Below are 13283 nucleotides of genomic sequence, written 5' to 3'. Positions count from 1 at the left end.
GATAAGGCGCCGCCGCCATCCGGCAATAATATTCACGCCATCGTGCCAATCGTCTTGCGAAAGCGTAACAGCGCTATCAGGAAAAACGCACCGCCAATCGCCAGTAGCGTCAGGAACTGCGGCCAGACGATACTGAACCCAGCCCCACGATAAAGAATCGCCTGCGCCAGGCTGACAAAGTGGGTGGTCGGCATGGTTAGCATGATGTCCTGCACCGCCTGCGGCATACTTTCACGCGGCGTAGAGCCGCCGGAGAGCATCTGTAACGGCAGCAACACCAGAATCATCAGCAGTCCCAACTGCGGCATGGAGCGCGCCAGCGTGCCCATAAAAATACCGATCGAGGTGGTCGCGAACAAGCTCAGCGCCACGCCCAGCATAAACAGCGGTATCGAACCTTCAATGGGTACGCCGAGCACGCCTTTTACCATCAACATCAACGACAGGCCAGAAACCACCAGCACCACCAGCCCCATCGACCAGATTTTTGCCATCATGATCTCAAATGGCGTTACCGGCATGACCAGCAGATGTTCTATCGTCCCGTGCTCACGCTCGCGGATCAGCGCCGAGCCGGTGAGCACAATCGCCAGCATGGTGATGTTGTTGATAATCGCCATCACCGCGCCAAAGCGGGCGGGTTCCAGATTGGGGTTAAAACGCATGCGCATTTCCAGCGCCACCGGCGGCTCGCTGTTGTCACGGTAACGCGCCACAAAGCTGTTCACCTCGCCGCTGATGATATTCTGAATATAGCTGTTGCCGGTAAAGGCCTGGCTCATCCGCGTGGCATCGACGTTAACCTGAATATCCGGCTGCCGCCCGGCCAGCACATCACGCTGAAAATCAGGCGGAATATTCACAGCAAAGGTATAGCGTCCGGCATCCAGCCCGGCATCCATCTCATCGGCGGTGATCATCTCCGGCGGTAAAAACCACGGGCGATAAAAGCTGTTCACAATGCGATTCGACAACTGCGACTGATCCATATCGGCGATGGCTATCGGTGCCAGGTGCAGCGAACCTGGGAGCACGGTGGCGGAAGAGTAAACCGAAATCGTGAAGGCGAAGACGATCAGCGTCAGCATCGCTTTATCACCCAGCAGGCTGCGTAGCTCTTTGATGCCGAGGTTATAAATATTACGTAGTCGGCGCATCACCCCTCCTGTTTTTTCAGCAGTAATACGCTCAAACCAATCACCACCGGAATGGCTACCGCCAGCGGCATAAACAGCTGCCAGAGATCCGTCAGATCCAACGCTTTAGAGAACGTCCCGCGCGCAATGGTCAGAAAATGGCTGGTCGGATAAATTTCGCCAATCCAGCGTCCAGGTCCTTCGAGCGAGGCGACCGGGTCGATCATCCCGGAAAACTGCGTCGCCGGGATCAGCGTAATAATTGCCGTACCAAAAATGGCGGCGATCTGGCTTTTCATAAACGTGGAGATTAACAACCCCAGTCCGGTGGCAATGGTGACGTACAGCAGCGCGGCCAGCGTCAGAGTCATAAAGCTGCCCTTATGCGGGACGCCGAACACAAACACCGACAGCGCACACAGCAGCAGGAAGTTCAGCATGCCCAGTACGATATAAGGCAACTGTTTGCCGAGCAAAAACTCACTGCGGGTGGTGGGTGTAACGTACAGGTTGATAATCGATCCCAGCTCTTTTTCGCGCACCACGCTGAGGGCACTGAGCATGGAAGGGATCATCATCAGCAGCAGCGGGATCACTGCCGGAACAATCGCCGGCAGGCTCTTCACATCCGGGTTGTAACGATAGCGAGTTTCAATGGTCATCAGCCCGTTTTGCCCACTGGCATTGGGTTGATGCGCCATCACGTCCTGTAGCCAGGTCTGGTGCATCGCCTGTACGTAACCCCTTACCGTTTCGGCCCGGCTCGGCATTGCGCCATCGACCCAGACGCCAATCTTCACCGGCGTGCCACGCGCGATATCGCGGCCAAAGTTTGGCGGGATCTCTATTGCTACCGCCACTTCGCCCGAACGCATCCGTTTGTCCAGCTCGTCATAACTGGTGAGCGGCGGCTGTTCGATAAAATAGCGCGATCCCGCCAGATTCAGCGTCCACGCCTGGCTACTGACGGTCTGGTCACGATCGAGCACCGAAAAACGCAGGTTTTCCACATCCATGCTGATGCCATAACCCATGATCAGCATCAGGATCACTGTGCCCATCAGCGCCAGCGTTGAACGAACCGGGTCACGTCGCAGCTCCAGTGCTTCACGGCGGCTGTAGCTGAACAAGCGCCGCAGGCTAAAGCCCTGCCGCGGCGGCTGACTATTTTCATGCACTATCGGAACATTGGCTGGCGCTAACTGAGCCTCCGGCGCCGGGCCTGCCGCTTCCTGTAACCAAGAGATAAACGCCTCTTCCAGGCTGGCTGCGCCGCGCTGCTTCACCAGCGCCTGCGGTGTGCCGCTGGCGAGTACTTTTCCGGCGTGCATCAGCGACATCCGGTCGCAGCGCTCCGCTTCGTTCATAAAGTGGGTAGAGATAAAAATGGTCACTTTATCCTGACGCGACAGATCGACCATCAGTTGCCAGAACATGTCCCTCGCCACCGGATCGACCCCGGAGGTCGGCTCATCAAGAATGAGCATCTCAGGGCGATGGATCACCGCCACCGCCAGTGACAGGCGCTGACGGATCCCCAACGGCAGCGCGCCGGGCAACGCGTCTTCGACATCGGTCAGCGAAAAGCGCTCACTCATCTCTTTCACGCGCCCTGAGATTTCTGCCTCGGGGATATGAAACAGTCGCGCGTGTAGCTCAAGGTTTTGCCGCACGGTCAACTCGCTATAGAGCGAAAACGCCTGCGACATATAGCCTACCCGGCGGCGGGTATCGATATTCTTCGGGTCAACCGCTTGCCCAAACAGCCACGCCTCACCTTCGCTTGCGGGCAGCAGCCCGGTGAGCATCTTCATGGTGGTGGATTTACCGCAGCCGTTGGAGCCGAGAAAACCGAAGATTTCCCCGCGCGGAATACGAAAGTTAACGTGGTCAACGGCGACAAACTTGCCGAAGCGCATGGTCAGATCTTTCGCTTCAATAGCAATTTCTTCCTGCTCAGCGTGATACGGCGGGATCACCACCGGCTTATGCGCCTGACGCTGCGCTTCAGGTAGCAGCGCGATAAACGCCTGCTCCAGCGTGGCGCTGTTGGTTTTTTCGCGCAACTGCTGCGCGCTGCCGGTGGCCAATACCTCACCCGCGTTCATCGCCACCAGCCAGTCAAAGCGCTCGGCTTCTTCCATGTAGGCGGTGGCGACCAGCACGCTCATATTGGTCTGACGCTGGCGAATGCTGTTAATCAGATCCCAGAACTGGGCACGTGACAGCGGGTCTACCCCGGTGGTGGGTTCATCGAGAATTAACAGTTCCGGGTCGTGGATTAACGCGCAGCACAGCCCCAGCTTTTGCTTCATCCCACCCGAGAGTTTCCCGGCAGGACGATCGCGAAACGGCGCCAGTCCGGTGCTGTTCAGCAGCTCGGTAATCCGCGCTTCACGCTCCGCTTTGTCATGGCCAAACAACCGGGCAAAGAAATCGACGTTCTCATACACCGACAGCGTATGGTACAGGTTTTTCCCTAACCCCTGCGGCATCCAGGCAATGCGTGGACAGACATCCCGGCGATGTTTCGGGTCACGCATATCACCGCCCAGCACCATCACGTTGCCGTGTTCAATGACTCGCGCACCGGAGATGAGCGACAGCAGGCTCGATTTTCCGACGCCATCCGGACCAATCAGCCCCACCATGCAGCGGGCGGGGATATCCAGCGTGATATTGTTCAGCGCGACCGTTGTCCCGTAATGCTGACTCACGCCGTCAAGGTGCGCCACGGGAGGAACGGGAACCAGCGCCAGATGCGTCATTGCGGCAACCTCACCACCAGGTCGTCAGGCCAGGGGCGATTTTCATCAACACGCACCCAGGCCATGCCCGGCAGACCGGTTTTCACGTACTCCAGGTGCTGCTGTAACAGCTCCGGCGGGATACGCGCTTTCACGCGGAACATCAGTTTTAGCCGCTCATCACTGGTTTCAACCGTTTTCGGCGTGAACTGCGCGACGCTGGCGACAAAGCTGATGGTCGCAGGAATACGCAGATCCGGCGCGGCATCCAGCACCAGTCGCGCTTCACCGCCAATCTTCAGCAGGCCAGCCTGTTCGGTCGGCAAGAAGAATGTCATGTAGACATCGCTGAGATCGACCATATTCAGCACGCGCCCGCCTGCTGACAGCACTTCGCCCGGTTCAGCCACGCGGTACTGCACGCGACCATCGCGCGGGGCTTTAAGCTCGCTGTCATCGATATCTGCCGCAATGCGTCGTTCGGTAGCCTGTGCGGCTTCGACCCGGGTTTGCGCCTGAATGATGCTGGTACGGGCGGCTTCAATCGCCGCTTTCGCGGCAGAGACCTGCGCCTTTGCCGATTCCAGCGCAGCACGCGCACTTTCAGCGGCGGCCCTGTCGTCATCCAGTTGTTGCTCAGATACCGCACCACGCAGGGACAGTGAACGGGAGCGTACGTGGCGTTTAGAGACCGACTGCAACTCTGCTTCACGCTGTTTTACCACCGACTGTGCGGCGCGCATTTCGCTTTGCCGTTGTTCCAGCAACGCCCGTGCCGCCGCAACCGCACTTTCCGCTTCTTTGATTTGCGCGACCGCTTCCAGCCGCTGCTCGTGCAGCACGCGGGTATCCATTTTCGCCAGCACCTCGCCCTGACGAACGAACTGCCCTTCCGACACGAGGATCGTATCAATACGTCCGGCAATTTTGGTGGCAATATCCACTTCAGTGGCTTCAATTCTGCCGTTGCTGGCGGCAAACCCTTCCGGTATCCCCGCAGGACGCAACATCCACCATGCTATTGCAGCAACCACCACCACAATACCCGCGCCCCACCACACCAGATGACGCTTAATCTTATCCATATTCGACCCGCCGTAATCCCTGTTATCAAACGATGCGTGTCACAAAACCCACTGAACTGCTATTAAGTGAGAGATTCCATCCGGGATGAGAAGGAATGAGAAATAATGGCCAAAGAGCGGACAGGCGTTAAGGCAACGCATACCGCGAAGGAAGTGAGTGACGAAAATGCTGTGAAATCGGGTAGTAATGTTGTCATCATCAGCGTTCCTGGCCGGAAATGAAACACGCATACTCATAACTGCTGTCTATTGAATACTAACACCTGGTTTCGATATGTCTATTCGGTTGTCGTTTCCAGTTCAGCCCTGGCACAAGAAATATTTCGTATATCAACGATTGATAAACAATCGCAACTATAAACATAATCAATGATTAGGCATCCCTATAATAGCGGCTCATTTACCGATCTCGTTATGGCGAGGCTCCTGTACAAATACAAGTTACCGCCCTGCTGGTATCGAGAGAGACCACTCAGGGAAATACAGGCATCCATCGAATCAAGGTGTTGCCAAGGTAACTTCTGACGATTTCACCATCGGACAGATACGTTGTTCAGTGCTAAAACCAGGACGTAGGGATCTGCCTGTGCTAACCCTGTCTTGTTCGCCCCTATGAGAGATTTTTATAGGGAATTACACCATGTCATCTATGCCACTCTGCGCCGCTCATCATCCTATGCCGGATTTCAATGGCGACGCTATCGCCCAATATATGCGCACCGATTTTATTACTCTGCCGGACCATCTCAGCGTTAACGGCGCTCGCGAGTACTTTGTCTCCCAACTCAAAACGGATGACATCCCAGGCCAGGTCTTTGTTGTGGCTGGAAAAGCGCTGCGCGGGGTGTTATCCATCAAGCGCTTATTGCAGGAAAAAGATACGTCGCTGAACATCAACCATCTTACGGACAGCTGTTTATTTCATGTAAAGCCTGATGATGAACGGGCGCAGGTCGTTGCCGAGTTAGCCGAACGCGAAGTCGATCTGGTTGCTGTCGTTGAGAGAGGTGAGCTGGTCGGTTGTCTGATGGAAAAAGAGATCGCTCATCTACAGGAAGATGATGTTACCGAAGACGTTCAGCTTCAGGGCGCCACGCTACCGCTGGAAAAACCCTATCTGGAAATTAGTCCGTGGACATTGTGGAAAAAGCGTTCGGTCTGGCTCCTGCTGCTGTTTGTCGCAGAAGCCTATACCAGCAGCGTGCTTCAGCATTTTGAAGAGGCGCTGGAATCCGCAATTGCCCTGGCCTTTTTTATTCCGCTATTAATTGGTACTGGCGGCAACAGCGGTACGCAGATCACTTCGACGCTGGTACGTTCAATGGCGCTGGGAGAAGTGCGGCTGCGCGATATGGGCCGGGTGATCCGCAAAGAAGTTTCAACTTCGCTGCTGATCGCTCTGACGCTGGGCCTGGCAGGGTGCTTGCGCGCGTGGATGATGGGCATCGGCATGGAAATCACGCTGATCGTCAGCCTGACGCTGGTTTGCATTACATTGTGGAGCGCCGTGGTGTCATCAGTGATCCCCATGGTGCTTAAGCGTATCGGCATTGATCCCGCCGTGGTTTCAGCCCCGTTTATCGCCACGCTTATCGACGGTACCGGGTTAATTATCTACTTTAAAATCGCCCAGCACTTTCTTGGTCTGAACTAATGATAACGCCCGGCAGCTCAGGTTGTCGGGCGTCACAGTCAGGCTGGCGCTAAATCTTGCGCACACGCCCAGGCGCTCGACCACGCCCACTGGAAGTTATACCCACCCAACCAGCCGGTGACATCCATCACTTCACCAATAAAGTACAGCCCTGGCACTTTGCGGGCTTCCATCGTGCGCGAAGACAGTTCGTTGGTATCCACGCCACCCAGCGTGACTTCCGCTGTGCGATACCCTTCGGTACCGTTCGGCTGCACCCGCCATTCAGTGAGCGTCTCCACCAGCGTTTGCTGATCGCGCACGTTAAGTTGTTTCAGCGTCGCATCCGGGATTTGCCCTAATTGCTGCAGGCATTCCACCAGACGTTTCGGTAACTGCATCGCTAACGTGTTCTTTAAGCTCTGATTTGGATGTGCGCTTCGTTGTTCGTCGAGAAAGCTCGCAAGGTCAACATCCGGCAACAAATTAATGCTGACAAATTCGCCGGGCTGCCAAAAACTGGAAATTTGCAAAACGGCCGGGCCTGAAAGCCCACGGTGCGTAAAGAGCAGGTTTTCACGAAATACGGTGCCGTCTTCAGCGGTGATAACGGAAGGAACAGACACGCCTGAGAGCACCTGAAGCTGCTCCAGCAATGGCTTATGCAACGTAAAGGGCACCAGGCCTGCGCGCGTCGGCAACACCTTCAGTCCAAACTGTTCGGCAATTTTATAACCAAACGGCGTTGCCCCCAGACCCGGCATGGAAAGCCCACCGGAGGCAATAACCAATTTTTTCGCACCGACCGTCATCTCGTTCAGTTCCAGAATGAAGCCATCATCATCCTGTGCGACGCTCAGGACTTCGCTACGTAACCGCATCGTAACGTTACCTTTTTCGCACTCGGCAACCAGCATATCGACGATTTGTTGGGCCGAATCATCGCAGAACAGCTGACCGAGCGTTTTTTCGTGCCAGGCAATGCCGTGTTTACCCACCAGATCAATAAAGTCCCACTGCGTATAGCGAGCCAGCGCCGATTTGCAAAAATGCGGGTTTTGACTCAAATATGCAGCCGGTTCCACATAAAGATTGGTAAAGTTACAACGACCTCCGCCGGACATGAGGATCTTACGTCCAGGCTTTTTACCATTATCAATCAGCAGTACTTGACTGCCTGCTTGCCCTGCCTGCGCGGCGCAGAACATACCCGCTGCGCCAGCGCCTATAATAACGGTATCAAACCTTTCCACGTTGCGATCCTCTCTAAAAAGCGGGCGTGAATTGTAAAGATTCCTCAGTGGTCGCACCAGCACCAAACTATCAATAATAGGTATTTATATGAATTCTATAGGATAATTCTTTAGTGGTGTAAAACAAAGCAGGAGACAAATCAAAAAAACTCTATATTTCACTTTGCCCGCGCCGCCAAAGTCACTGATAATGCGCCGCGTTCATGTCCTCAAAATGGCGTAACGTCCTATGCTACATTTGTTTGCTGGCCTGGATTTACATACCGGGCTTTTATTATTGCTTGCTCTGGCTTTTGTGCTGTTCTACGAAGCAATTAACGGCTTCCACGATACAGCCAATGCTGTCGCAACCGTGATCTATACCCGTGCAATGCGTTCGCAATTGGCGGTGGTCATGGCTGCGTTGTTCAACTTCTTTGGTGTTTTGCTGGGTGGTCTCAGCGTAGCGTATGCCATCGTGCATATGCTACCAACGGATCTGCTGCTCAACATGGGTTCTTCACATGGCCTCGCCATGGTGTTCTCTATGCTTCTGGCGGCAATTATCTGGAACCTCGGTACCTGGTACTTTGGTCTGCCTGCATCCAGCTCCCACACGCTGATTGGCGCGATCATCGGTATTGGTTTAACCAATGCGTTGATGAACGGGACTTCAGTGGTGGATGCACTTAACATCCCGAAAGTGCTCAATATTTTCGGTTCGCTGATCATTTCCCCTATTGTCGGTCTGGTGTTCGCTGGCGGTCTGATCTTCTTGCTGCGTCGTTACTGGAACGGCACCAAGAAGCGGGCGCGTATTCACCTGACTCCTGCAGAGCGTGAAAAGAAAGACGGTAAGAAAAAGCCGCCGTTCTGGACGCGTATCGCACTGATCCTCTCCGCTATCGGTGTGGCGTTCTCTCATGGCGCTAACGATGGGCAGAAAGGTATTGGTCTGGTAATGCTGGTACTGATTGGCGTAGCGCCTGCAGGCTTCGTGGTGAATATGAATGCTTCTGGTTACGAAATTACGCGTACCCGTGATGCTATCAATAACGTCGAAACCTACTTCCAGCAGCGTCCTGATTTGCTCAAACAGGCGACCGGCGTTGATCAGTTGGTTCCGTCTCCGACGGAAACGGCGACAACGACCCCAGCAGAGTTCCATTGTCACCCGGCAAATACCATCAACGCGCTTGAGCGTGCAAAAGGTATGCTGGCGAACCTGGAAACCTACGACAAGTTAAGCGTTGATCAGCGTAGCCAGCTGCGTCGCATTATGCTGTGCATTTCTGATACGACCGATAAAGTCGTGAAACTGCCTGGCGTAAGCAGCGACGATCAGCGACTGCTGAAGAAACTGAAAACCGACATGCTGAGCACCATTGAGTACGCACCCGTCTGGATTATCATGGCTGTTGCTCTGGCTCTGGGCTGCGGTACGATGATTGGCTGGCGTCGCGTGGCGACCACTATCGGTGAGAAAATCGGTAAGAAAGGCATGACCTATGCTCAGGGGATGTCGGCACAGATGACTGCCGCAGTCTCTATCGGTCTCGCCAGTTACACCGGTATGCCTGTTTCCACCACGCACGTTCTCTCCTCTTCTGTTGCAGGGACGATGGTTGTTGACGGTGGCGGTTTGCAGCGTAAAACGGTAACCAGCATTCTGATGGCCTGGGTCTTCACCCTGCCAGCAGCGATTATCCTTTCCGGGGTGCTGTACTGGCTATCCCTGAAGCTAATCTAAGCGCATGCACAGTAAAAAAGCGGGTCAGCAAACTGACCCGCTTTTTTTGTATCTGTCGTTGACATCAGTGCCAGATAATCAGCGCGACCATACTGATTAACACCAGCCCACATAACGCGCTGGTAAGGATGAACTGACCGCGAACCCGCTCACAGCGGCGAATAAACTCATCGTCATGATGATCACGGTAACGCTGAGCGTAGATATACCACACCAGACGCATCTGCTTGTTAGGTTGCCCATGCGAGGTAAAAAAGCCGCCCCCATCAACATACTGGTAAAGTAATGGATCGCAACCACGAAGTACCACTAACAGTGCGCGTAGCGAAGAAAAATAACGCGCCATATTAACAATGCAAACGACACATAAAGCCCAGAATAACGCAATGGTGCTTATCATATCTCCTCCCCGGCGACCCGCCCACGGAACTCCTTTCCGGGACTACCGCTCCCCGATACCCTGCCAAACCATTCAGTGAAGAGCACAACCGAAACCGCTCGTGTTAGTGTCACGCATCCGAGCGCCTCTCTAAATAGTGTAGGAGATTAGTTAATTTTTTTGCCAGAAGGTTAATCACTATCAATGCAATTAACTAAAAAATTTGTTTAACTACTTGGCAAGCAAGGCGGATTGACGGATTATCCCGGTCGCTATAATGTAAGGATAGTCCTTAAAAGGTACGTTTTTACGACTGGGCTAGCCCCGCGCATAAAGTTCGCAGGACGCGGATGACGCGGCGGCAAATGAACGCCAGCAGGCTAGTCATCGACAACTTATGGAAGGAGTAACACTATGGCTTATAAACACATTCTTATCGCGGTTGATCTTTCTCCAGAAAGCAAAGTTCTGGTTGAAAAAGCGGTCTCTATGGCGCGGCCTTACAATGCGAAAGTCTCCCTTATCCACGTTGACGTAAACTATTCTGACCTGTACACCGGGCTAATCGACGTGAATCTGGGCGATATGCAGAAACGCATTTCTGAAGAAACCCACCACGCGTTAACCGAGCTGTCCACCAATGCAGGCTACCCAATCACCGAAACCCTGAGCGGTAGCGGCGACCTGGGTCAGGTTCTGGTTGATGCCATCAAAAAATACGACATGGATCTGGTCGTTTGTGGCCACCACCAGGATTTCTGGAGCAAGCTGATGTCCTCCGCGCGCCAACTGATCAACACCGTCCACGTCGACATGTTGATTGTTCCGCTGCGTGACGACGAAGAAGCATAAAACGCTGGCCGTCGGGAGATAACCCGGCGCGCTGCAAGTCGTTAAGCCTGTAAACGCCCGCCTGTGCGGGCGTTTTTGTTTTTATCATTCAGACACAATTAGTACATCAATCCAACAAACAAATCATAATTAGTGTGATCAACTAATTGGATCGAAATCTATCTCTATAATACTCTACGACTGCGGCCAATCACCGCAGTCTATAACAAAATAAGACTTTTTCGGCGCGTTTAAGCATACGCGTTCATACTTTTCGGGATGGCTTTGAAAGGCGAAGGAATATGAATACTACTGCACCTACGGGCTTGCTGCAGCAACCTCGTCCGTTCTTCATGATCTTCTTTGTGGAATTATGGGAACGATTTGGCTATTACGGCGTTCAGGGCATCCTGGCGGTATTTTTTGTTAAGCAACTCGGATTTTCTCAGGAACAGGCATTTGTCACCTTTGGCGCGTTTGCGGCATTGGTATACGGCCTGATCTCCATCGGCGGCTATGTCGGCGACCATCTTTTAGGTACCAAACGCACGCTGGTGCTCGGCGCTATCGTGCTGGCACTTGGTTACTTCATGACCGGGATGTCACTGCTCAAGCCCGACCTGATTTTTATTGCTTTGGGTACCATTGCCGTCGGTAACGGGCTGTTTAAAGCCAACCCGGCAAGCCTGCTGTCAAAATGCTATCCGCCGAAAGACGCCCGTCTGGACGGTGCTTTCACCCTGTTTTATATGTCTATTAACATCGGCTCGCTGCTGTCGCTATCGCTGGCGCCGGTGATTGCCGATAAGTTTGGCTACGCGGTGACCTACAACCTGTGTGGAGCCGGGCTTATTGTCGCGCTGCTGGTCTACTTTGCCTGTCGTGGCATGGTGAAGAATATCGGTTCAGAGCCGGACCATAAGCCGCTGAATTTCCGGAATCTGCTGTACGTGCTGGCCGGTACGGTTGTGATGGTATTTATCTGTGCCTGGCTGATGCACAACGTGCAGATTGCCAACCTGGTACTGATCGTCCTGTCGATTGCCGTGACTATCATCTTCTTCCGCCAGGCATTCAAACTGGATAAAACCGGACGCAATAAGATGTTCGTGGCCTTTATCCTGATGCTGGAAGCGGTGGTGTTCTACGTGCTGTACGCGCAGATGCCAACTTCGCTGAACTTCTTTGCTATCAATAACGTGCACCATGAAATTCTTGGTTTCGCCATCAACCCGGTAAGCTTCCAGGCGCTGAACCCGTTCTGGGTGGTACTGGCGAGTCCGGTGCTGGCCGCAATCTATACCCGTCTGGGAAACAAAGGCAAAGATCTGACCATGCCGATGAAGTTTACGCTTGGCATGTTCCTGTGCTCGCTGGGCTTCCTGACGGCCGCCGCTGCCGGAATGTGGTTTGCTGATGCGCAAGGGCTGACGTCGCCGTGGTTTATCGTGCTGGTTTATCTGTTCCAGAGCCTGGGTGAACTGCTGATTAGCGCCCTGGGACTGGCGATGGTCGCCGCTCTCGTGCCGCAGCACCTGATGGGCTTCATTCTCGGGATGTGGTTCCTGACGCAGGCCGCCGCCTTCCTGATGGGGGGTTATGTCGCCACGTTCACCGCCGTACCAGAGAACATCACCGACCCGCTGCAAACGCTGCCTATCTACACCAACGTCTTCAGTAAGATAGGCCTGGTCACCCTGGCGGTAACGGTGGTGATGGCGATTATGGTGCCATGGCTGAACCGCATGATTAATACGCCGAGCACCGAGCAATAACCTTCAGTGCCGAATGGCGGCTATTGCCCAATCCGGCCTACATTCAACATGCCCGGTCGCCTTGCGCTATCGGGCATTTTCACTCACTACCCTTTACGCGCGTCTATCCACTCCTGCACTTCCACCACAAAGGTGTCCGGCGCTTTGCGGTACATTTTGCGCGCCAGATCGAGAATCGTATGCTGGCCGAGCGCTTCTTCCATGCGTTGCTGGGCCATATCCATTACCGAGCGTACACCACAAATGCCTTCACAGGCCCATTGGGGCGGATGTTCCTCAAATACCGCCAGCCGCTGGCGAATTTCACGACATTCAAAGATGCGTTTATCGCCATCAATAGCATTCACCACGTCCAGCACCGTGATGTGTTCAGCGGGTTTAGCCAACTGGAAACCACCCCCCTTCCCCTCAATGCTGCGCACCAGACCCGCTTTCGACAGACGGGTGAAAATTTTCGCCAGATAGTCATACGGTACGCTTTGCAGTTCGGCAATTTCCCGCACGCTCATATCCCGCGCGTCGCCTTTGCTATCGACCATACACATCAGGCTATGGATGCCGTACTCAACCCCGGAACTGTAAAATGCCATTTTTATCTCAGCCAAAATGAATCTGAGTTTATTGTAGCTTTTTCATCTAAGGCATTCCAGAGAACAGAGTAACTCCTTATGAGAATAAAAAGATAAATAGATAATTATCAGATAGATAACAAAAT

The 13283-nt window shown here is 53.8% G+C and carries 10 protein-coding genes and 1 riboswitch; of the genes, 4 read left to right on the top strand and 6 right to left on the bottom strand.

All coding sequences use genetic code 11. The features are described from left to right. Positions 1 to 32: 32 nt before the first annotated feature. From I6L54_RS02555 to I6L54_RS02545, 3 genes are read right to left on the bottom strand one after another with little or no spacing between them, the layout of a single operon-like run. Positions 33 to 1157 (bottom strand): ABC transporter permease, encoded by a 1125-nt coding sequence (locus I6L54_RS02555; RefSeq protein WP_005121549.1) that lies wholly within the window; start codon positions 1155 to 1157, stop codon positions 33 to 35. Continuing rightward, positions 1157 to 3904 (bottom strand): ribosome-associated ATPase/putative transporter RbbA, encoded by a 2748-nt coding sequence (gene rbbA, locus I6L54_RS02550; RefSeq protein ID WP_040231670.1) that lies wholly within the window; start codon positions 3902 to 3904, stop codon positions 1157 to 1159. Before rbbA ends, I6L54_RS02555 begins: the two co-directional genes overlap by 1 nt. After that, on the bottom strand, positions 3901 to 4968 hold the full coding sequence (locus tag I6L54_RS02545) for an HlyD family secretion protein (RefSeq protein ID WP_005121547.1): 1068 nt from the start codon (positions 4966 to 4968) through the stop codon (positions 3901 to 3903). The genes rbbA and I6L54_RS02545 overlap by 4 nt, the downstream gene beginning before the upstream one ends. A gap of 401 nt (positions 4969 to 5369) precedes the next feature. Then, a riboswitch (M-box (ykoK) riboswitch) is annotated at positions 5370 to 5553 on the top strand. A gap of 55 nt (positions 5554 to 5608) precedes the next feature. Here I6L54_RS02545 and I6L54_RS02540 point away from each other — a divergent pair. Then, positions 5609 to 6622 (top strand): magnesium transporter, encoded by a 1014-nt coding sequence (locus tag I6L54_RS02540; RefSeq protein ID WP_040231669.1) that lies wholly within the window; start codon positions 5609 to 5611, stop codon positions 6620 to 6622. A gap of 38 nt (positions 6623 to 6660) precedes the next feature. On the opposite strand, the gene I6L54_RS02535 is transcribed toward I6L54_RS02540, so the two are convergent. Then, positions 6661 to 7854 carry a BaiN/RdsA family NAD(P)/FAD-dependent oxidoreductase gene (locus I6L54_RS02535; protein WP_040231667.1) on the bottom strand — a complete coding sequence of 398 codons (1194 nt, stop codon included), beginning with the start codon at positions 7852 to 7854 and terminating at the stop codon, positions 6661 to 6663. Between the two features lie 229 nt (positions 7855 to 8083). Between I6L54_RS02535 and pitA the strand changes: the two genes are divergently transcribed. Continuing rightward, positions 8084 to 9583 carry an inorganic phosphate transporter PitA gene (gene pitA, locus I6L54_RS02530; RefSeq protein WP_005121542.1) on the top strand — a complete coding sequence of 500 codons (1500 nt, stop codon included), beginning with the start codon at positions 8084 to 8086 and terminating at the stop codon, positions 9581 to 9583. Between the two features lie 64 nt (positions 9584 to 9647). On the opposite strand, the gene uspB is transcribed toward pitA, so the two are convergent. Continuing rightward, positions 9648 to 9983, bottom strand: coding sequence for a universal stress protein UspB (gene uspB, locus I6L54_RS02525; RefSeq protein ID WP_003023371.1), 336 nt, complete (start codon positions 9981 to 9983; stop codon positions 9648 to 9650). Between the two features lie 393 nt (positions 9984 to 10376). Here uspB and uspA point away from each other — a divergent pair, with 393 nt between their 5' ends. Both uspA and dtpB read left to right on the top strand, forming a co-directional pair. Next, positions 10377 to 10814 carry a universal stress protein UspA gene (uspA, locus tag I6L54_RS02520; RefSeq protein WP_003023368.1) on the top strand — a complete coding sequence of 146 codons (438 nt, stop codon included), beginning with the start codon at positions 10377 to 10379 and terminating at the stop codon, positions 10812 to 10814. A gap of 281 nt (positions 10815 to 11095) precedes the next feature. Further along, positions 11096 to 12568 (top strand): dipeptide/tripeptide permease DtpB, encoded by a 1473-nt coding sequence (dtpB, locus tag I6L54_RS02515; protein ID WP_040231665.1) that lies wholly within the window; start codon positions 11096 to 11098, stop codon positions 12566 to 12568. An 86-nt stretch (positions 12569 to 12654) separates the two neighbouring features. Here dtpB and I6L54_RS02510 read toward each other — a convergent pair whose 3' ends face one another. Beyond that, positions 12655 to 13158: an RrF2 family transcriptional regulator gene (locus I6L54_RS02510; protein WP_005122505.1), complete on the bottom strand. Its 504-nt coding sequence runs from the start codon at positions 13156 to 13158 to the stop codon at positions 12655 to 12657. Between the last annotated feature and the right edge of the window lie 125 nt (positions 13159 to 13283).

The organism is Citrobacter pasteurii (assembly GCF_019047765.1).
In the GTDB taxonomy this organism is placed as follows: Bacteria; Pseudomonadota; Gammaproteobacteria; order Enterobacterales; family Enterobacteriaceae; genus Citrobacter; species Citrobacter pasteurii.
Note: the sequence above shows the minus strand (reverse complement) of the source record. Positions and strands in the feature narration are given on the sequence as shown.